This is a genomic window from Paenibacillus alvei DSM 29, from assembly GCF_000293805.1.
Taxonomy (GTDB): Bacteria; Bacillota; Bacilli; order Paenibacillales; family Paenibacillaceae; genus Paenibacillus_B; species Paenibacillus_B alvei.
In genome coordinates this window covers 725,001-749,688 of sequence record NZ_AMBZ01000002.1, presented here as the reverse complement: position 1 = coordinate 749,688, position 24,688 = coordinate 725,001, and the positions used below count along the sequence as shown (strand labels likewise).

Here is a 24,688-nt window from a genome sequence, read left to right as displayed (position 1 = left end):
ATCGCCCGAAGGAGGAGAACAGACTAATGAGTTCGCCTCATGATCCATCAGCATCTGCTAACCATAATCATTCGATGTCTGGCCATCACCATCCTGCACATCCAGAACCATTATTTCGTATTCACCCGATGACTGAGGAGGATGCACAGGATATTTGCACATGGAAATACGAGCCGCCTTATCAATTGTATGGATTCCTCCCGTGGAAACAGATGAAGGCGCTTGGCGTTGAAATGGGCGACCCCGATATTCGCCGCAAGCAATATGTATCCGTTAAGGATCGGAACGAAGAGCTCATCGGCTTTGCGCAATATTTTCCGCTTGTTGGAGTTACTCGCATAGGATTAGGCATGCGGCCCGATCTGCTTGGAAAGGGAATGGGTGCTGCGTTCGTGCAAGCTATTGTGGGCGATGCATCGCAACGTCATCCAGAGGATGAAATCGACCTCGAGGTGCTCACCTGGAACAACCGTGCAATTCGTGCCTATCAAAAGGCCGGATTTTTCATTACAGATACTTACGAACGGCCTACACCAGAAGGAATGGGTGAATTCCACTGCATGGTGTATCAGCCCGAAGCTGCTCCGGTATAGTAAACCACCAATATGATGCTGGTTTGCAAAACAAATTCTTTCATTCAGGAATCAGAACCACCCGTCCAACGGGTGGTTTGCACTTGGGTATAACCCCCTGTTGCCAAACTGCGCCTAAAGACGCTAGCCTGACCTCAAATCCGTTCAGGCTCAGTGTAATTTGTCACTTTCACTTACCAGTTAAACTGGGTTACTTCTTTTTGTTCCTTCTATCACTAAATGGATCTTCATACTCTTTTACACTCAATTTATCTACTGCTTGGTCATGTGCTCCCTGTTCGCGACTTTGCTACGGTTGCTTCATTTAAGCCCACCGTACTCACATAATATCCTTCTGCCCAAAATTTTCTGTTCCCATATTTATACTTTAGGTTCGCGTGCTTCTCAAATATCATTAGCGACTTTTTCCCTTTAGATATCCCATAAATGCTGATACTGAAATTTTTGGTGGGATTGCTACCAGCATGTGTACATGATCTGGCATCATATGACCTTCTATAATTTCTACTCCCTTATACTTGCATAAGCGTTTAAAGATTTCGATTAAGTCCTTCCTTACTTGATTATAGATTTCTTTCCGTCTATACTTCGGGGTGAACACAATGTGGTATTTGCACATCCACTTTGTGTGCGCTAAACTATAGTTCTTGTTTGCCATCTAAGACCATTCCTTCCATTGAGCCTGAACATCTCAATGTTATCGCAATGGTCTGGTGGTCAAACCTTTGATCCCTCCACCCGCATAGCAGGTGGTTTTTTGTTTCGCGCGTTTCACGCTCTCAACTGGCTAAAGCCTAAACAACAAGAGCTGCCCGGTACGGGCAGCTCTTCGGTATTTTGTAAAGTTTTAGATGAGGGAAATCGTAGCTACTGTATCGCTCTCTACCACAATCTCGATGGTGTGGAACTGCGGATCATACTGTACGCTGCCGCTTCCGATAAACAGCAGCCGGTCCTCCCCTAGACCGTAGAACACATCATCTGCGAGTGCCTCCAGCACTTCCTTGCGTTCAGCTTGTCCGAGCTCAGCCCAGTCTTCCTCAGTCATTTCGAAAAAGGTATACCCGTCCGGAATCAGTCCTATTGCGTTCGTCAATTCTTCCAAAATATCTTGATATGGTCTCCCGAATGAAACGCCCATCTACGCTGCTCCTCTCGAATCAACTATGTCTTCCGTATTGTAGCATAGAATGCCTTCTCACTCGAACAGCTATTGCATTAAGAGCGCCTATCTTTACTATCTGCCGCGCTTTTGTTTCTTGTCAGTCAGTTCACTTTTCAGCTTTCACATTTCCTTCGTAAAAACTGATTCATGCTAATTCTCCTGTTCCTCCTACAACAACAATCACAACACAACAGAACAAAGAGCAGACTCATCGTTCTGCTCCTGGCAACATGCTATAGATTTTTATATGAAGAACCACCCCTCTAATATAAGAGCAATCTTAAAGTAAGTATCTTCAACCCTGCTAAGAGAGATTTCTGCTTTTCCAATCTTGAACGGAAGCTCTTGCAAGCTGAGTTAGTGCGATATCCTCCATCGGAGGATTATGCAGCCCGAATCGCACATCACGATACATTCGCTGCAACGGATGATCCATACGAAGACTGTACGCGCCAACAATACGCATCGCCTTATCGACAATTGACTGCGCCGCCTGCACGACGAATACCTTCGCCGCTGCAAGATCAACAGCCCGCAGTGCTTCTCTCTCGGCGCCTCCCACTTCCCAGGACTTTGCCACACCATAGAGGAATCTTCGTGCCGCTGTCCATTCCAGTTCAATCTCACCTAGGTGCCGCTCCACGTTCGGCGTACTTGCTATGGGCTCCGACAATGATGGGGGCGTATATGCGGTAGCAAAGGAAATCGCTTCATCGCGGGCAGCTGTGGCGATGCCTAAATAACACGCTGGGATATGAAGAAGATACGGATTTGGCAGTGAGCGATCACGTTGATTATGCCTATATAGGAGTGCGTCCTCTGTCACTTTTACCTGCTCTAGCACCAGGTCATGACTTGCTGTTCCGCGCATCCCAGCCATATTCCAAGTCCATTCAATCGACACCCCGGCAGCATCATGCGGTATCAACAGCTCAATCACGTCCTCACTATCCTCAAGCGCAGCTGTTACAATGAACCACTCCAACAGCGGAGCAAAAGTTGTGAACGTCTTGCGGCCACTTACCACATATCCCCCGCTTTCGATAGGTTTGGCTGTAGTTCGTGTCTTGCCGCCACGAGAAGGACTTCCGCCCCCGACCTCCATAACTGCGCGATTTAACAGTCCGCCTTCATGCACGATGCGGCGACACACCTCGGCAAAGCTTCCTTCTGGCCAAGTACGGCGCTCCGCCAACTCGTGGATGATGCTCATGTGCCACCCCATCCCAAGTGCCACAGACGGATTGGCTTGAGCCAGCAGTTCTTGCGCCTTCAACCATGCAGTAAGCGGCATTGCCAGGCCTCCGTATTCCTCTGGAACGTTCCATGACGGATAGCCAATTTTCTTCAACTTCTCTACATGATGCGAAGGCAGACCATGCTTCCTATCCAGATCTGCTGCATCCTCCCGCATCTGCCTAGCAATTTGCTCTACCTGCGCTAAGCCCCGCTTTACTTTACATTCTGGAGCTGCCGTCTGCGTATGTGATTTCTTCCTTTCTGCCGGCAGTTCATCAATATGCCCAGTGTCCAGCCTCTCCAGTGAATGCTCAACCCCTTGTATCACGTCCATCCCCCCTCTTTATCCTATTTCATATCCGGCACATGTTATTTCAGTAATTATGCAAATTAAAGACTCCGATCTCTCATTAAACTGCATGATCTGCAAATATATGCTCCAGCACCCGCCGCTCCATTGCTCCAAACTCTTGATCGGTTACCTGACGCGGTCTGGAACATGGATTGGCAACATCCAGTGCAATTCGACCCTGATCAATGAGCACGATGCGATCCGCTAATCGCACAGCCTCATTCACATCATGCGTGACGAGCAGTATTGTAAACCGCTGATCTCCCCATAAGGACGCAATCAATTGCTGCATCTCCAGCTTCGTCAGTGCATCCAGCGCACTAAGCGGCTCATCCAGCAGCAACAGCTTTGGCTTGCGTACCAACGCTCTTGCCAGCGCAACTCGCTGCTTCTGCCCGCCCGAAAGGGTATTCGGCCAATCATGCTGGCGGCTATCGAGTCCAACCTGATGAAGCGCTTGTTCTGCTCTTGGCCTCCAATCTCCCTGCAAACCAATTCCTACATTATCAACGACCGTTTTCCATGGAATCAGTCTACTGTCCTGGAACATGACCGTGGTTCCTCCCCGAATTCCGTCAACCGGTACACCTCCTACAAGCAGCTTGCCCTCCGTTGCTTGCTCCAACCCCGCCAAGAGACGAAGCAGCGTACTTTTACCGCAGCCGCTACGTCCCACGACGGCGACGAACTGCCCCACTGGTATCGTCAGATCAATGTGATCCAAGACTTGATGCTCACCAAAATATTTACTTACGCCACTGATCTTCACTTCCGCTCCTTCGATATTGGCTTGATCAGCCGCCTCCTTTGATTGAAGCGGCCATCGTGTCTGCGTTAGTGGACGCATGGCCTGATATCCTCCCATAGTTCGACTGCCTCCTTCTCTCCTTCAAGGATGAAATGGATGTTGCTATCCACACAATCTGCAACAATAAAAGCTGAACCTGCCTATCGTCTAAGCCTACAGCAAGCCGAGTATTTGGTAGTCCGCTTCTTAATGTCCTACCCGATGCTCAGTACTCCAGCGCAGTGCCTTGCGCTCCAGCAGCTTCGCGAACACATCGGCTCCTTTACCGAACGCCGCATATAACAAAATGCTTAATATAATAATGTCAGTCTGCATAAACTCACGTGCATTGAGCGCCAAATAACCGACTCCAGCATCAGTGGCAATTGTCTCCGCAACGATTAGAGTCAGCCACATGACACCGAGCGCATATCGCAAGCCAACAAATATGGAGGGCAGTGCCCCCGGCAATATAATGTGCCGAAATAATGACCCGGATCGCAGACCATACACCTTTGCCATCTCCACAACACCTGGATCAACGCTGCGGATGCCATGATACGTATTTACATAAATCGGGAACATGACGCCAAGAGAGACAAGGAAAATTTTGGCCCCTTCATCAATGCCCAGCCAAATGATGACGAGTGGGACAAGAGCTAAATGAGGAATATTGCGCAGCATTTGAATCGATGTATCGAACAGCCGATAAAACCCCAAGTATCGGCCGCTAAGCACGCCCAATAAGAAACCAATCCCGCCACCAATAACGAAGCCGATGAGGGCGCGCTGAAGACTGACACCAATATGATAGCCGAGCGTTCCGTTTATGGTCAGTTCCCACAATGTGTGCAGTACCTTGGTCGGTGTTGGCAACAGTTGTGCAGACACTACTTCAGACGAGGAAGCCCACTGCCAAATCGCTAAAAAAACAATCGGCAGCAGCCAAGGCGCACTAACTGCTGCAATCCTGTTCCCCCAGCCATCCTTACGTCGCGAATCAGCAGCATAAGCATGAACCGTATTTTTATGTTTTGCATTTGCCGAATCCCTTTTCCCCGGTGATCCCAGCGATTTAGGACCTATAAGAGATGAAGATGGTGCCGCGCCTGACTTCTCCACTGATCCGCTGCCTGCATAGATGGATCGCGAGTCTTCTTCTTGTCGATTCGCCAACTTCGTGGACGATACAGCATCTGTCGTACGCATTGCGATTCCCCCTTTATCACTTGCTCCTCACAGGCCCTTGTACGGCCCAAGGCGCATCCAACGGCATCCGATCAGCTACCTTGATAGGGTTCGGTATTAAACCAATCCGATAATACGTATCCGCTAGCTGCTGCTGCGCGTTGATAATTTCCGAATTGAACAATTCGACCCCATAGGTGCGACGCTTCACTGCAAGCTCGATAGCTGCCTTTTCGATTCCCTGTGTTTCGGACAGCAGCTTAATCACATCATCCTTATGGGTGTTGGCCCATTCATCCGACACTTGAATTTCCTCTAAAATAGTCCGTATCTGTTCTGGGTGTTCCTTGGCAAACTGCTCATTGGCATAATAGAACGTACGATTCGGCGAGTATCCTTGACCATCCGTTAACGTCATTGGCTTCAAATCTGTCTGTATAGCTGCAAAGAACGGATCCCAGGAGCCTAGCGCATCCACCTGTCTCGTTTCAAACACCGCTCGCCCTTCCGACGCATCCTTGACGTAAACGAACTGAACATCTTCAAGCTTCAGACCTGCTTTCTCTATCGCCAGCACTGCCAGGTAATGATGATTACCGCCTTTGCCTACCGCGAGCTTCTTCCCCTTCAAGTCGGCAATTGATTGCACTCCTGATTCCAGATAAGTGACGATTCCCATTCCCTCCGGATTCGGATGATCATTGCCCACATATACAAATGGCTTATTGCCTGCTTGTGCGAATACACCTGATCCATCCGCTGCATGCCCGAAGTCGATGCTGCCACTGCTCAGTGCTTCAAGCAAGAAGTTCCCCCCGGCAAATACCTTCCACTCCACCTCATATCCCGCTTCCTTCAGGCGTTTATCCAAATTGCCATTCACCTTCAGAATGTTTAAAGTGTTGCCCTTTTGATAGCCGATGCGAATCACTTTGCGAGACCCGTTCTTGCCTGCACCGGAGGTGTCGGCTACCGCCCCATTTTGGGCGCCCGTTCCGGCTCCAACCGATGCGCAACCCGCCAATAACGCCATCAAGCAGAACCATGAGATGAGAATTATTACAACACGCACACGCAGTTGTCTGTTCGTAAGATGTTCAGATGGCGCCTTAACAGTAACCAAATTATCCAATGCATATAGTTGGTCTTTAGACATTGAAAGCCCCCATTTCACAATGAAATTCTTTCACCCCGTTGTCATTTCTCCTTGAACAACCCGCCTAAAACTTTGTGCAAAAATCTCGTTATCATTTGAGCCCAGCCTTTTTCCTTCAGAGCTGTTCATCGCAATGAAACCACACTCCCCACTGAATCACCATATATTCCGATTAACTTACTAAGTATTTAGATGACATTTTATTCTCCTTGCCTCTTTCTTGTCAATCCTATTTTTTCCTCTAACTTTTGAGCCAGGGAACAAAATGTTCATTAAATAAATAGAGCTGTTTTGCCGATAAAAAGAATATTGCATCTTTTTTTACGTATTTCGGCTAACGCTGTCGAATACGCTCGCAGGAAGCACCATTATACTCATGGATGAGGTGTGTATGGAATTATGGAAAAATCTACGATCATTGGTCTCGTGCTCGGCCTTGCTGCCGTCACGCTAGGGATGTACTTTAAGGGGGCGCCTATCTCGAACCTCGCCAACCCAGCAGCCATTATGATTATCTTTGTTGGTACTGCGGGTTCCCTGTTCATTGCCTTCCCGATGAAGGAACTGAAAAAATTTCCTAAGCTTATCGGGCTGCTCTTCAAAAAGCAAGATTTGGTTGACCGTGTTCAATTGATCCAACTCTTCATGGAATGGGCGTCAATTACGCGCCGTGAAGGCTTGCTTGCTTTGGAAACACGTATAGACGAAATTGAAGACGAATTCCTCCGCAACGGAATGCGGATGATTATTGACGGCAATGATCAAGACTTCGTGCGTGACGTGCTCATGGAAGACATTCATGCAACCGAAGAAAGACACCATTCTGGAGCGCTCATTTTCTCGCAAGCGGGCATGTACGCCCCTACGCTTGGGGTATTGGGTGCCGTAATCGGTCTGATTGCCGCCCTATCGCAAATGTCGGAAATGGAGCACCTGGCTAAAGCGATTGCCGCAGCGTTCGTTGCTACATTGATGGGGATATTCTCCGGTTATGTGCTATGGCATCCGATCGCCAATAAGCTGAAGCGCCTGTCGCACAGCGAAATTGAAATTCGACTCATGATGGTCGAGGGACTGTTGTCCATTCAATCCGGCGTATCTACCATTGCAATTAACCAAAAGCTCTCTGTCTTCTTGACTCCACAAGAGCGTGCTCTTATGAGTGTTAAGGAGGGGGCAAGCGTTGAGTAAGAAATTACGAACACCCCCGAAGGAAGAACATACAGATGAGACATGGCTCATTCCGTATGCCGATATTTTGACACTGCTGCTCGCTCTTTTCATCGTGCTCTATGCCATGTCGGCGGTTGATGCGAAAAAATTCGAGCAAATGAGCCAAGCCTTCAGTTCAGCGTTGGATTCCGGCGGTGGAGGGGCTGGTATTTTAAATGAATCAGCTATTATTCGCTCAGACGGATCGAAATCCAGCATGGTTGAAGCGAATCCTAAAAACTTCACCAAATCGCGCAATCACGAGCGAGAACAATATATGTTGCATGCCAAGCAAGAACAGCAGCAGCTTGAGCAGCTTCAGAATAAGATGAATCAGTATATCTCCAACAATGGGTTAACTGATCAGTTGAATACGAAACTTAATCACTCTGAGTTGAAAATTACAATTAAAGATAGCGCGCTCTTCGATTCCGGTAAGGCCAACTTGAAGGGTGATTCGAAGCAGCTTGCAGCTACAATCGGCGACATGTTGAAGCAGTATCAAGGCTTCTCTGTCGTCATTAGCGGGCACACAGACAATCGCCCTATCCGCAACAGCAGATTTGAGTCGAACTGGGATCTGAGCTCTGCACGGGCGCTTAGCTTCATGAAGGTCGTCTTGGAACGCTCCGGACTTGATCCGAAGCTATTCCAAGCGGTTGGGATGGGCGAGTATCATCCTGTAGCTGACAACAGCAGCGCTGAAGGTCAAGCGAAGAATCGCCGAGTAGAGGTATCCGTTCTTCGCAAATACACGGATAAGAATAAAGCGGCGAATGAATTAACTGAGCAAAACTGAGTCGTTACCGTACAGATAATACAACGAACAAATAGGGGTGCCCTGATAGAGTCGTAATATCGTCTCTATCAAGGCACCCCTTCGTTTTAAACTATCCTTATGACGAGATTGCGGTTAACGTAGGCTGCGGTACGGTAAGATCACCACTGCCCTCCTCTTCTGCGCCAATTGCAGGCAACGAAATCGTTACCTCAGTTCCAATGTTCTGTTCACTAGTAATTTCAATCAATCCTCGATGGTTATGAATAATTCGCTGACTTACCATGAGGCCAAGACCTGTTCCGTATTCCTTGCTTGTGAAGAATGGATCTCCAAGTTGGGACAAATGCTCTTCCGGTATACCGATACCATGATCTAGAATTTTCACCACAACTAGACCCTTATGTCGTGATTGTACAGCAATTTCGACCATGCCACCTTCCGGCATTGCCTCCATCGCATTTTTCATCACATTGATAAATACCTGCTTCAGTTGGTTCTCTTCACAATTCACTAACGGTACAAATTCATCGAACTGGGTGGCGAAGTGCACGTTATTCAAGTTTGCCTGACTGTCCAGTAAAGCGACAACATCTGTTACAATGCGGCGTACATCTTTCGGCTGGAATTGAATAGCCTGAGGCTTGGCCAGTACAAGGAATTCACTAACAATCAAGTTGATGCGCTCCAGCTCCGCCAGCATCATGTCCATATGATTATCATTCAATGATCTCGTACGCTGCTGCAGCTGCAGGAAGCCTTTCAGCGTCGTTAAAGGATTTCGAATCTCATGCGCAACACCTGCTGCCAACTGTCCAACCGTCGTGAGCTTCTCGGAACGGCGCAATAATTCCTCCATTCGCTTACGGCTGGTTATATCCCGAGTAATGCTGGCCCAAGCGATACAGTCTCCACCCTCATTGTACATTGGCGAAGTGGTGACACTAACATCCAGAACACGCCCGTCCTTCGTCAGACGCGTCGTCTCCCAGTTGCTTACATATTCGCCATGACGCTTAGCCTCATGAATTTTCCGTTCTTCTTCCAGCTTATCCTCCGGAATATTGCACAAGGGCTTGCCCAACACCTCTTCCGAGGTCCAGCCGAACATATCGACGAACGCTTGATTTACACGCTCAATTCGTCCCTTCAAATCCGTCACATGAATGGCATCATTCGATTGGTTAATGAACGATTCCAAATGCTCTTTCATGGCACGGTTCTCCAAATAGGACATCCGCAGTCGTTCTGTAGAAGCATCCAAATTGCGTGCCATCGTATTGATTCGCTGCGCCAGTATGCCAAGCTCATCATTGCGATCAATATTCAATTGCGTATTGAAATGACCTACCGAAATCATATTGATCTTGTTCAATATCGATTGCAGAGGGCGTATGAGGATGCCAGACAGCATATAACTGCCAATAAGAACAATCTCCAATAACACAATGCCTACGGCGACATTGCGCATTAACTGGTCATGCAGCGCTTCTACGAGCGTTCTAGCATCCATTGAAATATTCAATACATAGGCTGTTGTACCGATGATCGGTATGAATCCCTTAATAATCGTTCTGCTGCCGAATTCACTTTCGTAAAATAGTGGTTTTTTTCGCTCCAAGGCATTCCGAATGTATTCTTCATCACGTGCATGTTTCAATGTATATTCGCCATACAGGACACGGCTTTTTGTGTCATCTACAATTTGCACGCCATCGCTGCGAATTTTGGATACAGGCTCATTATTAAAGTGGTCGGCATTCAGAGCTGCGATCTCCACAATATTGGACTGAGCATTTAACGTCTGCTCGATTAAGATATTGGGCTTCGTTAGTTCAAAGAAGGTCTCCACTTTATCATCACGAATAAACGGATTAATAATATAATCCCGCTTACCGTCGTAATAATACCCCCACTTATCGATATGCTCCGGATTGGAAGAAGACACATCGAAGGGGCCTGCCCAAAAATCTTTGCGCTTCTGCCCTTGGGTAATCCATACTTGCTGATCCTCGAGCAATTGAGTAAAAGCGGTATACCAATATCCCCACTGTCTAGTCGACATTCCGATTTCCTTCGGATCAGAGGATCGAGCAATTGTAATATCATCACCGTTCGCCGTCTGATGCAAAAGGGAAATGTGGGATATTCCGATATCTTTGCTTATTTGCTGCAGCTGCTCGTTCGTAATACTATCAATTCGGGATGGGAGCTTATCCGCAGCATACATAGATGCAATATGCAGCTTCTCCGCCAATTGCTCCTCAAATGAAGCAGCTGCCATGCGGGATTGCTGAACGGATACGTTGATCTGCTGAGCAATTGCATTCATTCGCTGCTGAATTTCCTCAACAAGCTTATCCTTGGTAATGTTGTAGGTGAGGATCATATGAAGCAAAAGGACGACAAACACGATACAAGCTATGGAAATTGATAATTTCGCTTTGATGGAAAGTCTCATGCTTCACCTCTATCAGGCCTATCCATCAGAATCTAGGTCAATGGAGATAATGTCGGATATCCTGACAAATGTTGGATTTCGTTGGAGTATCTCTTCGAATCATATCGTAATATAGGGCGATTTGTCGATGGTTTTGGCGATTATTGTAGGAAGAAGGTATAATAATATCGACAAGTTCCGACCCTGCCGATATGAATAACACATAGTTATCAACAACTTATACACATAATGTGAACAGTTATGGATAAGATGTGTATAATCCTGTGCACAATTATTAGTTATCCACAGGATTATACACACACTGTTAACAACGAATATTTGTTCGATGAATAACGGCTATACTTTTACACATCTTTGCGTCTAATGCAATTATACTTGGCAGCAATAGAGGCAGGGATAAGAGAAAGGAAGTTAAAGTTGGAAATACAATCGATTGAACCTGAACAAGAAACTCAGCACGAATACTGGATGCGCATGGCTATTGAAGAAGCCCACAAGGCCGAAGCGATTGGAGAGGTGCCCATTGGCGCCGTTGTCGTACATCAGAACGAAATTATTGGTCGTGGCTACAATTTACGAGAGACTTCGCTGGATTCAACGGCCCATGCCGAGATGATTGCCATTAGGGAAGCGAGTGAGCACCTGCAGGCATGGCGATTACTTGATTGCACTTTATACGTTACCTTGGAGCCTTGCCCAATGTGTGCCGGGGCTATCGTTCAATCACGCGTACCTACCGTTGTATATGGGACGACGGATCCCAAGGCAGGTTGTGCGGGCACGCTTATGAACCTTCTTCAGGAGCCCCGCTTCAACCATCGTGCAGAAGTTATTGAAGGCGTACTGCGGGAAGAATGCGCGGCAATGCTAACGCAATTTTTTCGTCGTTTGCGCGGCAAAGCTTAATCTATATGCAAAAAGAAAGAAGCCGCAGGCTCAACCTAGTTGAACCATGCGGCTTCTCCCTTTGTTAATATACCGCCGCTCTCTAAGAGAACGACGACCTTCCTTTGACTTTATCTTAATAGCCACCGAACATTTGCTGCAATTGTTCCATCGTCAGAACATCGGATGGTACTGGTTTAAATTCAACCTTCTCGTTGATCTTGCTCAATTCACTTGTCAAACGAGCGGCAATCTTCGATTTCACACCATCGTCGCCAGTTACATCCAAGTTTGCTACAACAACTTGGTATGCAGGGTATTGATCCTTGTTAACTGCTGTAGTCACGCTCAGCTCGTTAATCTTCAACGACTTCTTCATTTCTTCGATGCCCTTTTTCAGTTCACTGTCATCTGTTTTCATTTCTTGCTTCATTTTCTCAACTTGGTCTTTTTCCACTTTAAGCAGCTTGCTGTACTCTTCCTTGCCTAATACATCAGCGATTGCAGGCAACGCATCCTTAACGAATGTTGTAACGAATTGCTCCAAGTTCTCATTTGTAACATTGAACTTCACAATTTGCTTCGCATCTACACTTTCAGGAAGACCAGCGTCTTTTTTCTCAACTATGGAGAAATATGTTTTCTCATCGAACTTGCCAAGAAGTGCTTTGAACAAATCGTTGCTCAGGTTTTGCATTGCCTTCAAATCCTTTGCGGATGGCATCTCTTGACCTGAATCTTCAGCAAGTTTCTTCAAGTCCAGTTCAACTGTCTTCCCAACCAATTCATCAGGAATTTGACCAGCCAACATCGGAATATTCGGAATCTTTACCCACATTTTATTTTCATCCATGGAGAATGGAAGAGAGAACTTCATTTCCATGTCGCCTTTAAGGCTAATTTCAACATTCGCTTCCATCTTGATTGGCTCTTGTTGTACAACGCCATTTACGCTAAGCTCAGCATTTTTCAGCATATTGAGAACCATTTTTGCATTTGGATCAAGTGCTGCCGAACCATTATCCACTTGAAGATCTTCTAACTTAATCGATGTATTAAATGCATAAGATTTCATATCGAGGGACTTACCTAAAGAACCCTCGATTAATTCCTTCGGACTAGACTTCGCTCCACACCCCGTAATAATTAAAGCTAGAGCAAATATTAGTGCTAATGCGCTCTTCTAACCTCTTTTCAACTTGTTCAACCCCTATTCCTCATAATAAGTATGTCTAAAAATACCCAGTATATATTAACCTATACGTATGGCATTGAAAATAGTTCCTTTGAAATATATTTCATGACTCTATTTTTAAACATGTGAACTTCGTCCTATCGTATCTTTCTTAATGGATGTCTTTCTTCTTGAATCTTCCACCCTTGACGTCATGAATGTTGCCGATTGCAAGAAACGCTTGCTCGTCAAGCTCTTCTACGATCCCTTTGAGCTTCGCTTCCTCCAATCGAGTAATGACGGTGAAAATCACTTTTTTCTCATCCCCGGAGAACCCACCTTCACCCTTCATATAGGTTACTCCTCGGCCAAGACGGCTAAGCAGCGCATCTCCAATTTCCTTGTGATTGTCACTTATAATCCATACTGCCTTCGAATCGTTCAATCCCTCAACCGTAATATCAATCATTTTGAACGCAATGTAATACGCGATAAGGGAATACATTGCACGATCCCAGCCAAATACGAAGCCAGCACTCGTGAGTATGAACAGGTTGAAAAACATAATAATTTCGCCTACGGAGAAAGGGGTTCGCTTATTGAGTAAAATCGCTACTATTTCTGTGCCATCCAACGATCCGCCGTATCGAATGACTAGCCCAACGCCGATCCCAAGAATAATCCCGCCAAATACAGCAGCTAGGAACGTATTTTCCGTAAAGGCGCTCACATCATGCAGCAGCATCGTACTGAGCGACATGACAAGGACGCCGAGCAATGTGGAAAGGGCAAATGTTTTGCCAATTTGCTTGTAGCCGACAATTAGGAAGGGCAAGTTAAGAAGAAATAGAAAAACGCCTAGTGGTATCGAGGTTACATAAGACAAAATAATCGAAATACCGGTTACACCGCCGTCCGTTATTTGATTCGGGACGAGGAATAATTCAAGTCCGACCCCCATCAGGACAGATCCAACGACAATAAAGATAATTCGCTTGAGAAGCTTAATCAGGCCAATCTTCGTGTGCTGATACTGTCGTACATTAGCAACCGCTGCACCGTCCATGGCATTCAGTTGGGCGAATGCTTCAAAATGATCCGGTTCTTGCGAAGCCGATGCTTGATTCTCCTTAGAACTACTGTTGTCAGTATTGGTGTTCGTCGTCAGATGCTCCATCGCTTTCACCTCTCTATACAAGCCTCAAAATACACTACACTCTTTATTATATCGGAATTCCTTTCTATGTTGGACCCTACTGGGAAATATTAATAAGGAAAGCACTAGTGAATGACAACAATAACTCTTTATCATGACACAAAAAAACACAGATCTCCCTTGCGCATAACAAGGAAAATCCGTGTTGATTGTTTCCACTTTGACTTATCCCTCAGGATTGTTGTGACTCACATGATTCGCATTCTTCGTCTTCTTAGACCCTGACAATGGCTCTTGCATCGCATTCCGTTCATTGCCTGCTTGATGCCGGCTGGATTGTTCCTTGTCAGGTACAGGCACTGCTCTTGGCTTGCTCATTGCGTACGCTCCTCTGTCATTATAAATGTTCCAAATCCGTTGGCTTATCATGATTCAATGCATCCTGATGACGCCGATCGTTATGATCCTGCTGCAATTGCTGGGCATGATGACTAGTAACAGGTGCCTGCTCCAAGTCCTTGATGACATTGCTCAAATTTTTGTCCAGACCATCCTTCGCTTTCGTCATCTTCATTCCTCCTAGTGTACTTGGCCGTGATTGGTTACATCATGCAGTGCTTGCGCACACTCATGTATGTGACGCATATAATTTTGAACGAGCTCCTGCACAACCTCTGTCCGCTCATCGATATGAACTCCGCTCTTCTCGACATCAATTAGATTGAGCTTGACCTCGCGCGTATCCACATAAGCGCAATGGAAATCGAATGAGTACATTTGACGGCCGGCTGTATCGATATGAATAACGAGTGCCTGTGGATTCGCACCGTCAGGCAATACTTTGGCTTGATCGCCAGGGTTCAGCCTTGTAGGCAGCGTCTGCTGCCAAGCACTCACAAGTGTCGACTGATCAACTTGCAGCTTTTCTTCCTGATTCATAAGAGCAACACCTCCACTGTTCAATTACAGTTTGCGGTCAGCGGAGCCATTTTATACAGCAAAAAACCCACATCTCTAAGGATGTGGGTTCTACATTTGAATGTTATGGCGGAGAGGGTGGGATTCGAACCCACGTGAGCTTGCACCCTAACGGTTTTCAAGACCGCCCCGTTATGACCACTTCGGTACCTCTCCATATTTGACTGCCCGAATCGAGTCGGACAGTCTTTATTTTATCATATGCATTGTTACAATGCAATAGTGTTCTTTCAATTATTTGCGAATGGCTTCCATTCCACCCATATATGGACGGAGTACTTCTGGAATGACAATCGAACCGTCTTCCTGCTGGTAATTTTCCATAATCGCAGCGACTGTACGGCCAATTGCAAGGCCGGAACCATTTAATGTATGAACGAACTCAGGCTTAGACTTCGTATCGCGACGGAAGCGAATATTCGCACGGCGCGCCTGGAAATCTTCAAAGTTCGAGCAAGAAGATATTTCACGGTACGAACCACTGCTTGGCAACCATACTTCCAAGTCATACGTCTTCGCAGAGCTGAACCCCAGATCTCCCGTGCACAACGCCATAACGCGATATGGCAGGCCGAGGAGCTGCAAAATCTTCTCTGCATTGTTCGTAAGGGACTCCAGTTCTGTATAAGAATCCTCAGGCTTGACCAGCTTCACAAGTTCAACCTTATTGAATTGATGCTGACGAATCAAACCACGTGTATCGCGTCCAGCTGCACCTGCCTCAGAGCGGAAGCAAGAGCTGTACGCCGTATAGTAACGAGGCACTTGATCATCTGTTAAGATTTCGTCCCGGTGGAGGTTCGTTACAGGAACCTCTGCTGTCGGGATCAGATAATACTCTGTCCCTTCAATCTTGAATAAATCCTCTTCGAACTTCGGCAGCTGACCTGTACCGATCAGGCTGTCGCGGTTTACGATGAGCGGAGGGAGCACTTCTTCATATCCATGCTGTGTCGTGTGCACGTCGAGCATGAAGCTGATGAGTGCACGCTCTAAGCGTGCTCCAGCACCTTTGTAGAACACGAAGCGAGAGCCTGTGACCTTAGCGGCCGATTCGAAGTCCAGAATGCCAAGATCCTGAGCCAAATCCCAATGAGCTTTCGTTTCAAAGGAAAATGAAGTAGGCTCGCTCCAACGGCGAACTTCAACATTGTCATCTTCCGATTTCCCTACTGGCGTACTTTCATGCGGTACATTTGGAATGGACAGCGTTATCTGTTCCATTTGCATTTCAATTTGACGAATCTCTTCATCGAGCTCTTTAATCCGATCGCCTACTTCACGCATTTGCGCAATCAGTTCGTCGGCTGACTCGCCTGCCTTTTTCTTTTTCGCTACTTCTTGAGACACAACATTACGTTGATTTTTCAACTGTTCAGTCTCTTGCAGCATTTCGCGGCGACGTGCGTCAAGCTCCGGGAAGTCCGCGATCATATCCTCCGTTTTACCTCGATGTTGGAGCGCAGTAGCTACGCGTCCATACTCATTTCTTAACAATTTGATATCTAGCACCGATTGACCCTCCTGCCAGAAACGGATACACGACTCAACTCTATTGCCATAGCCAAGGATTACACCGTTTCTATCCGTATCATTCTATATCACTATTATACCGTATATCTGATAAAAACACCTTAACTCTCCTTATCTCGAGGAAGAGTCAAAGTGTTCGCTTTCCTTTAGCCTGCTACATTTTCAGCTTGTTTAACCATATCGACGAAATATCGATGCAGGCTTACGTCGGATGTCAGCTCTGGATGGAACGAGCAAGCTAACAGCGAATCTTGTCTCGCTGTCACAATCTCACCATTGACTTCGCACAGCACATCCACGCGTTCACCAACTGATTGAATAAGCGGGGCACGAATAAACACAGCTCGTACAGGTTGCTCAATGCCCTTCACATTCAAATCTGCTTCAAAACTCTCACGTTGCCGTCCAAATGCGTTGCGCAATACCGTCATATCCATAAGCCGCAGATGCGGTTCCTCTAGTCCTTGCTGACCTTCTACTCGCTCTGCCAGACAAATAAGTCCCGCACATGTACCGAATATCGGCTTTCCCGCAGCCGCAAATGCACGAAGCGCTTCGATAAAACCGTACTTACGCATGAGCTTGCCAATGGTAGTACTCTCTCCACCAGGAATGATAAGCCCTTGCAGCTCATCCAGCTGTTCTGGCCGCTTCACGGCTACCGCATGAGCTCCCGCTGCCTCCAAGCTGCGCATATGTTCCGCTACCGCGCCTTGCAGCGCCAATACTCCGATGTTCATCCGTGAAGTCCCTTCTTTCCCCTGAGGTTTGTACTTTTTACACCATTTGGTGATTGGGTTCTAACGCAGACTAGGAAGCACCATATTGATGCTTCCTACAGCCTGCCATGTTATTGATCTTACCAGCCGCGATCCTGCATACGCTCAGACGGCGCGAGCTTGGAAATCTCAATACCCTTCATTGGTGTACCAAGGTTCTTGGACACATTTGCAATCAACGCATAATCTTCATAATGAGTTGTCGCCTCTACGATTGCACGAGCGAACTTCTCAGGACTGTCAGATTTGAAAATACCAGAGCCTACAAATACGCCGTCTGCACCCAAATGCATCATCAACGCTGCATCTGCAGGGGTTGCAACACCGCCTGCTGCGAAGTTGACAACTGGGAGCTTGCCTCTCTCATGTACTTCAAGAAGCAAGTCATACGCTACGCCCAAGTTTTTCGCTTCTGCATACAGCTCATCTTTGGACAAGCTTTGTACTTTGCGCACTTGGCTAGTAATTAGACGCATGTGGCGAACAGCCTCAACAATATTGCCTGTTCCCGGCTCACCCTTCGTACGGATCATAGCCGCACCTTCGCTAATGCGACGGAGCGCTTCGCCCAAGTCCTTAGCGCCGCATACGAATGGCACAGTGAATGTATTTTTATCAATATGGAATACTTCATCTGCTGGAGTCAGCACTTCAGATTCATCAATGTAATCAACGCCAAGGGATTCCAATACTTTGGCTTCTACATAATGACCAATACGTGCCTTTGCCATAACTGGAATCGATACAACCTTCATAACCTCTTCTACGATTGTCGGATCTGCCATACGAGCTACGCCACCAGCTGCACGAATGTCAGATGGGACACGTTCAAGCGCCATAACCGCTGTAGCGCCTGCTGCTTCAGCAATTTTCGCTTGCTCCGCATTCATGACGTCCATGATGACGCCGCCCTTTTGCATTTCTGCCATACCACGTTTTACTCGAGCTGTACCTGTTTCCATTTTGTTTGCCCCCCGCCACTAATCAGTCATTTCCTATTGCTACAGTTTCATTCCTCTATTTTACATGATGGTCAATCGAATAGACAATTGATTTTGTCATAGACGTAGACCATTTCATAGATCAATACTTCGAAACTAGAACAAATTTTTGATAGATTTGAACAAATCAGCAAAGAACTCTCCAATTGCACGGAAGAATAGACGCCACCAACTGCCCTTTTCCACATCTTCTGTGGCAATCATATTCACCGTTTTCTTCTGCTCGGCTCCATTGTCCTTGTAGGTAAACGTAACGGTTCCCACTTGCTGACCCTTCTTAATTGGCGCAATAAGCTCGCTTGCCGGCTTCAAATTTACTTCTGTTGTTACTTTACCTTCGGTACTTGCACCCTTCGGAATCACAAATGACGCACCAGACTCAGCAACAATCGGCACTTCTGTCTCGACACCTTTTTTGATCGGAGCTGTCTCTACTCCTACTACTGTCTTTTTCGGTGCAATTTCGTTCTTTACTTCAAAATGCTCAAAGCCATGGTTTAGCAATTTAGCTGTTTCTTCGAAACGAGCCCCTTTATTTGCTGCCCCCATAACAACCGAGATCAGACGCATATTATCACGTACAGCCGTACCTGCAAAACAATATTGCGCTATATCAGTAAATCCGGTTTTCATTCCATCCAAACCTTGATATGCATAACGCTTGAAGTTCACAACATCCTTATTCGCTTCAAGCATCCAGTTTAAGTTGGAAATTGGCGTTTTATCACGTTCTCTAAATTTATAGGATTGAATTTTTGTAAACTCGCTGAATTCTGGATGATCGTTAACGATTGCACGAACTAGCTTTGCAACATCCATAGCAGACATCATAGTCTCTGCTTTTTCAGCGGGACGGAAGTCTTTTGGCATACTAGCCCAATCTAATCCAGTAGAGTTGATGTAATGTGTCTTCGTCATCCCAAGACGTTTTGCCGTCTCGTTCATAATTTTTACGAATTCTGCTTCACTGCCAGCAATATGTTCAGCTAGAGCAACTGTCGCATCATTGGCGGATCCGATTGCCATCGCAATATACAAATCCCGAACTTTATGCTTGTCCCCTTCTGCTAAGAAGATGCGCGACCCTTCCGTTACTGAAGCATTTTTCTTTGTAACAACCTCATCATCAAAGCTCAACTCTTTGTTCTTTACTTTTTCCATGACAATATATTCTGTCATCATCTTCGTCATACTGGCTGGAGGATACGCAATTTCCGAGTCAACATCGACTAATACTTTTCCGGTAGAGGCCTCCATGAGTACCGCTGAGCGAAGCTGCAAGTCAAGCTTCTTCTTATCTGTAATGACTTGTCCCGCATTTCCATTTGTTGTAGCTACTTGCTTTGTTTGCGTTTGTGCAGCCGCCTCAGCAGCCACCATTCCTGCAGATGGCAATAAGGCAAAGCTCAATATTTGACATGCGGTAACCAAAGCGACCGCTCGTTTCCATTTGTTTTGTTTTACTGTTGTATGTTGCTTAGACACTACGTACAACTCCTCTCCCTGTTGAGTCCCATTGCTATTCTAACATAGCCGGACACGCAAAAAAAAGACAGGGTTGTAATACCCTGTCTTTCCTTGTCGACATTTTCCGTGTTTGCAACACAATTACATGGAATAGTTCGGAGCTTCTTTTGTAATTTGCACATCATGCGGATGACTTTCACGCAATCCTGCGCCAGAAATTTTCACGAAATGAGTATCGTTCTGAAGCTCTTTCAGGTTATGTGTACCACAGTACCCCATACCTGCTCTCAATCCACCAAGCAGTTGGTGAATGGTGTCAGCAAGAGGCCCTTTGTAAGCTACGCGGCCTTCGATGCCTTCTGGTACGAGCTTCTTCTCGTTGCTGCTATCTTGGAAATAACGATCTTTACTACCCTGCTTCATGGCGCCAAGGGAGCCCATGCCGCGGTACACTTTAAAACGACGTCCTTGGTAAATCTCAGATTCACCAGGGCTCTCTTCCGTACCTGCGAACAAGCTGCCCAGCATAACTGCACTCGCGCCAGCAGCGATGGCCTTTGTAATATCACCAGAATATTTAATACCACCATCCGCAATTACAGGGATACCATACTCACGTGCTACGCTCGCACAGTCATAAACTGCTGTAATTTGCGGTACGCCGATACCCGCGATAACGCGAGTTGTACAGATAGAACCTGGTCCGATTCCAACCTTTACCACTGAAGCGCCTGCTTCGATCAAGTCACGAGTTGCCTCACCTGTAGCTACGTTCCCTGCGATGATTGTCAAATCTGGGTATAGGCCGCGCAACTTGCGTACTGCTTCAATGATGTTGATATGGTGACCATGAGCCGAGTCTACTACAATTAGGTCAACACCAGCTTGTACAAGCAGTTCAGCACGTTCAAACGAATCTTGAGAGATACCGATTGCCGCACCGCACAGGAGACGTCCTTGAGCGTCCTTTGCAGCCTTCGGATATTGAATTGCCTTCTCAATATCCTTGATTGTGATAAGCCCCTTCAGGACGTTGGATTCATCAACCAGAGGTAGCTTCTCGATCTTGTGCTGCTGCAAAATAACTTCTGCTTCTTGAAGCGTAGTTCCTACTGGAGCAGTTACCAAGTTCTCATGAGTCATAACTTCCTTAATTCGAATGCTATAGTCATGAACGAAACGAAGGTCGCGGTTTGTCAAAATACCTACAAGCTTATGTTCTCCGTCTACAATTGGAACACCGGAAATACGATATTTTGCCATTACACGATCCGCATCTTCAACAGTATGTTCCGGGGAAAGAGAGAATGGGTTTGTGATAACGCCGCTCTCTGAGCGCTTAACCCGATCCACTTCTTCAGCTTGTTGTTCAGCAGACATATTTTTATGAATAATACCGATACCGCCTTCACGGGCAATTGCAATTGCCAATGGAGCTTCTGTAACTGTATCCATCCCGGCACTAATCATTGGAATATTCAACTTCACCTTATCACTCAAGACAGTCGATACGTCTGTTTCCCGTGGCAGTACACTCGATTTACGAGGTACTAACAGCACATCGTCAAAAGTCAAACCTTCCTTAACAAATTTAGATTCCCACACCAGAAAGTTCCTCCCTGTGATTGTATTGGCGCATTCATTATCCAAACCCTTATTACAAAAGGCTTGTCCTATGATTCACGTCATCTCTAAAAATATATTATTGCAATCTTAGCAAAGCAGTATGTGGCTGTCAAGGATATGCGACTTGTTTTGGAATCCGTTTTTTCAGGAGCTTTCATTTCATTTCGAAACGAATGAATGTCCACTGCACGTGCACATTTTACATGGATATTTATCGTTAGTATGAGATGGTTAGCTGATCTCCATTCATTATCTAAACGGTTATGACATGCATATACGAAAAACCACCGTTGAGTAATCTCAACAGTGGTTTTTGTGTGCTTGGCGACGTCCTACTCTCCCGGGACCCTGCGGTCCAAGTACCATCGGCGCTGGAGGGCTTAACGGTCGTGTTCGGGATGGGTACGCGTGGAACCCCTCCGCCATCGCCACCAAACAGCATTGGCTTAGTGCCAATATAAAGTTCAAGGTCATACCTTGAAAACTGAATGCGAAAGTTCGTGTTGAATCAAATAGGATAAGCCCTCGACCGATTAGTATTGGTCAGCTCCACACATTGCTGTGCTTCCACCTCCAACCTATCTACCTCGTCGTCTTCAAGGGGTCTTACTAATTGGGAAATCTCATCTTGAGGGGGGCTTCACGCTTAGATGCTTTCAGCGCTTATCCCTTCCGCACATAGCTACCCAGCTATGCTCCTGGCGGAACAACTGGTACACCAGCGGTGCGTCCATCCCGGTCCTCTCGTACTAAGGACAGCTCCTCTCAAATTTCCTACGCCCGCGACAGATAGGGACCGAACTGTCTCACGACGTTCTGAACCCAGCTCGCGTACCGCTTTAATGGGCGAACAGCCCAACCCTTGGGACCTACTTCAGCCCCAGGATGCGATGAGCCGACATCGAGGTGCCAAACCTCCCCGTCGATGTGGACTCTTGGGGGAGATAAGCCTGTTATCCCCAGGGTAGCTTTTATCCGTTGAGCGATGGCCCTTCCATGCGGAACCACCGGATCACTAAGCCCGACTTTCGTCCCTGCTCGACTTGTAGGTCTCGCAGTCAAGCTCCCTTATGCCTTTGCACTCTTCGAATGATTTCCAACCATTCTGAGGGAACCTTGGGGCGCCTCCGTTACTCTTTAGGAGGCGACCGCCCCAGTCAAACTACCCACCTGACACTGTCCCCGAACCGGATCACGGTCCTAGGTTAGAACTCCGATACGAACAGGGTGGTATCCCAACGGCGCCTCCACCTAAGCTGGCGCTCAGGCTTCTCAGGCTCCCACCTATCCTGTACAGTCCGTACCAAAGTCCAATATCAAGCTGTAGTAAAGCTCCATGGGGTCTTTCCGTCTTGTCGCGGGTAACCTGCATCTTCACAGGTATTAAAATTTCACCGGATCTCTCGTTGAGACAGCGCCCAAGTCGTTACGCCATTCGTGCGGGTCAGAATTTACCTGACAAGGAATTTCGCTACCTTAGGACCGTTATAGTTACGGCCGCCGTTTACTGGGGCTTCGGTTCATAGCTTCGCCTTGCGGCTAACCACTCCCCTTAACCTTCCAGCACCGGGCAGGCGTCAGCCCGTATACTTCGCCTTGCGGCTTCGCACAGACCTGTGTTTTTGCTAAACAGTCGCTTGGGCCTTTTCACTGCGGCCCCCTCGGGCTATTCACCCTACCGAGGCACCCCTTCTCCCGAAGTTACGGGGTCATTTTGCCGAGTTCCTTAACGAGAGTTCTTCCGCGCGCCTTAGAATTCTCTTCTCACCTACCTGTGTCGGTTTGCGGTACGGGCACCTTCACCTGGCTAGAGGCTTTTCTTGGCAGCATGAAATCAAGACCTTCGGTACTGTAATTTTCCCTCCCCATCACAGCCTAGCCTTATCGATGTGCGGATTTGCCTACACATCAGCCTCACTGCTTGGACGAGCATCCATCAGCTCGCGTCCCTATCCTTCTGCGTCCCCCCATTGCTCATAACGGTTACGGTGGTACAGGAATTTCAACCTGTTGTCCTTCGACTATGCCTTTCGGCCTCGCCTTAGGTCCCGACTTACCCTGAGTGGACGAGCCTTCCTCAGGAACCCTTAGGTTTTCGGCGGACATGATTCTCACATGTCTTTTCGTTACTCATACCGGCATTCTCACTTGTGTACAGTCCAGCAGTCCTCTCGGTCTACCTTCAACCCGGTACACAACGCTCCCCTACCACTGATACATACGTATCAATCCATAGCTTCGGCAGTATGTTTAGCCCCGTTACATTTTCGGCGCAGAGTCACTCGACCAGTGAGCTATTACGCACTCTTTAAATGATGGCTGCTTCTAAGCCAACATCCTGGTTGTCTGGGCAACTCCACATCCTTTCCCACTTAACATACATTTAGGGGCCTTAGCTGATGGTCTGGGCTGTTTCCCTCTTGACAATGGACCTTAGCACCCACTGTCTGACTCCCGGATATAAGTCGATGGCATTCGGAGTTTGACTGAACTTGGTAACCCTTGGCGGGCCCCGCATCCAATCAGTGCTCTACCTCCATGACTCTTTACTCCGAGGCTAGCCCTAAAGCTATTTCGGGGAGAACCAGCTATCTCCGAGTTCGATTGGAATTTCTCCGCTACCCCCACCTCATCCCCGCACTTTTCAACGTGCGTGGGTTCGGGCCTCCAGTGCGTGTTACCGCACCTTCACCCTGGACAGGGGTAGATCACACGGTTTCGGGTCTACGCCTACGTACTTATTCGCCCTATTCAGACTCGCTTTCGCTTCGGCTCCAGCTCTTCACCTTAACCTTGCACGCAAACGTAACTCGCCGGTTCATTCTACAAAAGGCACGCCATCACCCATGAATAGGGCTCTGACTTCTTGTAAGCACACGGTTTCAGGTTCTATTTCACTCCCCTTCCGGGGTGCTTTTCACCTTTCCCTCACGGTACTGCTTCACTATCGGTCACCAGGGAGTATTTAGCCTTAGCAGATGGTCCTGCCAGATTCCCACGGGGTTTCACGTGTCCCGCGGTACTCGGGATCCGTCTCGGAGGGCATTTACTTTCGATTACAGGGCTATTACCTTCTATGGCGGGCCTTTCCAGACCTCTTCGTCTAATAAACACCTTTCTGACTCCATGTGAGACGTCCCACAACCCCAAGGAGCAAG

20 protein-coding genes, 1 tRNA gene, 2 rRNA genes and 1 pseudogene (1 of these 24 running past the window's edge) are annotated in these 24,688 nt (G+C 47.2%); 4 read left to right on the top strand and 20 right to left on the bottom strand.

Annotated elements, in window-relative coordinates:
- The first annotated feature begins 74 nt into the window (after positions 1 to 74).
- Complete coding sequence (locus PAV_RS09800) at positions 75 to 593, top strand: GNAT family N-acetyltransferase (RefSeq protein WP_051135105.1); 519 nt, start codon at positions 75 to 77, stop codon at positions 591 to 593.
- 190 nt (positions 594 to 783) lie between these two features.
- Here PAV_RS09800 and tnpA read toward each other — a convergent pair.
- From tnpA to PAV_RS09770, 6 genes and pseudogenes are all read right to left on the bottom strand, one after another.
- Positions 784 to 1,251, bottom strand: a pseudogene (gene tnpA, locus PAV_RS09795) (IS200/IS605 family transposase).
- Positions 1,252 to 1,440: 189 nt separating this feature from the next.
- Complete coding sequence (locus PAV_RS09790) at positions 1,441 to 1,734, bottom strand: hypothetical protein (protein WP_005545627.1); 294 nt, start codon at positions 1,732 to 1,734, stop codon at positions 1,441 to 1,443.
- 328 nt (positions 1,735 to 2,062) lie between these two features.
- Entirely contained in the window at positions 2,063 to 3,331 is a 1,269-nt protein-coding gene (locus PAV_RS09785) for an acyl-CoA dehydrogenase family protein (RefSeq protein ID WP_372515374.1), read from the bottom strand.
- Positions 3,332 to 3,407: 76 nt separating this feature from the next.
- The gene (locus PAV_RS09780) at positions 3,408 to 4,214 is read right to left on the bottom strand and encodes an ATP-binding cassette domain-containing protein (RefSeq protein WP_005545625.1); all 807 of its coding nucleotides are present in this window, start codon (positions 4,212 to 4,214) and stop codon (positions 3,408 to 3,410) included.
- 129 nt (positions 4,215 to 4,343) lie between these two features.
- A complete protein-coding gene (locus PAV_RS09775) occupies positions 4,344 to 5,105 on the bottom strand; it encodes an ABC transporter permease subunit (protein WP_040735758.1) in 762 nt (253 codons plus the stop codon).
- Positions 5,106 to 5,361: 256 nt separating this feature from the next.
- Entirely contained in the window at positions 5,362 to 6,480 is a 1,119-nt protein-coding gene (locus tag PAV_RS09770; protein ID WP_005545623.1) for a sulfonate ABC transporter substrate-binding protein, read from the bottom strand.
- Between the two features lie 399 nt (positions 6,481 to 6,879).
- Here PAV_RS09770 and motA point away from each other — a divergent pair, with 399 nt between their 5' ends.
- Both motA and PAV_RS09760 read left to right on the top strand, forming a co-directional pair.
- Positions 6,880 to 7,671 (top strand): flagellar motor stator protein MotA, encoded by a 792-nt coding sequence (gene motA, locus PAV_RS09765; protein WP_005545622.1) that lies wholly within the window; start codon positions 6,880 to 6,882, stop codon positions 7,669 to 7,671.
- Positions 7,664 to 8,491 (top strand): flagellar motor protein MotB, encoded by an 828-nt coding sequence (locus PAV_RS09760; protein ID WP_005545621.1) that lies wholly within the window; start codon positions 7,664 to 7,666, stop codon positions 8,489 to 8,491. The genes motA and PAV_RS09760 overlap by 8 nt, the downstream gene beginning before the upstream one ends.
- 97 nt (positions 8,492 to 8,588) lie before the next feature.
- On the opposite strand, the gene PAV_RS09755 is transcribed toward PAV_RS09760, so the two are convergent.
- Positions 8,589 to 10,931 (bottom strand): PAS domain S-box protein, encoded by a 2,343-nt coding sequence (locus PAV_RS09755; protein ID WP_005545620.1) that lies wholly within the window; start codon positions 10,929 to 10,931, stop codon positions 8,589 to 8,591.
- Between the two features lie 417 nt (positions 10,932 to 11,348).
- Between PAV_RS09755 and tadA the strand changes: the two genes are divergently transcribed.
- Complete coding sequence (gene tadA / locus PAV_RS09750) at positions 11,349 to 11,837, top strand: tRNA adenosine(34) deaminase TadA (protein WP_005545619.1); 489 nt, start codon at positions 11,349 to 11,351, stop codon at positions 11,835 to 11,837.
- 115 nt (positions 11,838 to 11,952) lie between these two features.
- Here the strand turns inward: tadA and PAV_RS09745 are convergent, their stop codons facing one another.
- The 13 genes from PAV_RS09745 to PAV_RS09690 all read right to left on the bottom strand — a co-directional run.
- A complete protein-coding gene (locus PAV_RS09745; protein WP_005545618.1) occupies positions 11,953 to 12,891 on the bottom strand; it encodes a DUF6612 family protein in 939 nt (312 codons plus the stop codon).
- A gap of 271 nt (positions 12,892 to 13,162) precedes the next feature.
- Complete coding sequence (locus PAV_RS09740) at positions 13,163 to 14,056, bottom strand: YitT family protein (RefSeq protein WP_040735756.1); 894 nt, start codon at positions 14,054 to 14,056, stop codon at positions 13,163 to 13,165.
- Between the two features lie 315 nt (positions 14,057 to 14,371).
- A complete protein-coding gene (locus PAV_RS09735) occupies positions 14,372 to 14,524 on the bottom strand; it encodes a small acid-soluble spore protein P (RefSeq protein ID WP_005545614.1) in 153 nt (50 codons plus the stop codon).
- Positions 14,525 to 14,543: 19 nt separating this feature from the next.
- Complete coding sequence (locus tag PAV_RS35250) at positions 14,544 to 14,714, bottom strand: hypothetical protein (RefSeq protein WP_005545612.1); 171 nt, start codon at positions 14,712 to 14,714, stop codon at positions 14,544 to 14,546.
- Between the two features lie 11 nt (positions 14,715 to 14,725).
- The gene (locus tag PAV_RS09730; RefSeq protein ID WP_005545610.1) at positions 14,726 to 15,085 is read right to left on the bottom strand and encodes a hypothetical protein; all 360 of its coding nucleotides are present in this window, start codon (positions 15,083 to 15,085) and stop codon (positions 14,726 to 14,728) included.
- 106 nt (positions 15,086 to 15,191) lie between these two features.
- Positions 15,192 to 15,280: transfer RNA gene (locus tag PAV_RS09725), tRNA-Ser, on the bottom strand.
- 78 nt (positions 15,281 to 15,358) lie between these two features.
- Complete coding sequence (gene serS / locus PAV_RS09720; protein ID WP_005545608.1) at positions 15,359 to 16,636, bottom strand: serine--tRNA ligase; 1,278 nt, start codon at positions 16,634 to 16,636, stop codon at positions 15,359 to 15,361.
- A 167-nt stretch (positions 16,637 to 16,803) separates the two neighbouring features.
- Positions 16,804 to 17,397 (bottom strand): pyridoxal 5'-phosphate synthase glutaminase subunit PdxT, encoded by a 594-nt coding sequence (gene pdxT, locus PAV_RS09715; protein WP_005545607.1) that lies wholly within the window; start codon positions 17,395 to 17,397, stop codon positions 16,804 to 16,806.
- 119 nt (positions 17,398 to 17,516) lie between these two features.
- The gene (gene pdxS / locus PAV_RS09710; protein ID WP_005545606.1) at positions 17,517 to 18,398 is read right to left on the bottom strand and encodes a pyridoxal 5'-phosphate synthase lyase subunit PdxS; all 882 of its coding nucleotides are present in this window, start codon (positions 18,396 to 18,398) and stop codon (positions 17,517 to 17,519) included.
- A gap of 135 nt (positions 18,399 to 18,533) precedes the next feature.
- The gene (locus tag PAV_RS09705) at positions 18,534 to 19,922 is read right to left on the bottom strand and encodes a D-alanyl-D-alanine carboxypeptidase family protein (protein ID WP_005545605.1); all 1,389 of its coding nucleotides are present in this window, start codon (positions 19,920 to 19,922) and stop codon (positions 18,534 to 18,536) included.
- A gap of 123 nt (positions 19,923 to 20,045) precedes the next feature.
- Positions 20,046 to 21,509 (bottom strand): IMP dehydrogenase, encoded by a 1,464-nt coding sequence (guaB, locus tag PAV_RS09700; RefSeq protein ID WP_005545604.1) that lies wholly within the window; start codon positions 21,507 to 21,509, stop codon positions 20,046 to 20,048.
- 340 nt (positions 21,510 to 21,849) lie between these two features.
- Positions 21,850 to 21,966 (bottom strand): 5S ribosomal RNA (gene rrf / locus PAV_RS09695).
- 77 nt (positions 21,967 to 22,043) lie between these two features.
- A 23S ribosomal RNA gene (locus PAV_RS09690) occupies positions 22,044 to 24,688 on the bottom strand; it runs 283 nt beyond the window's last position.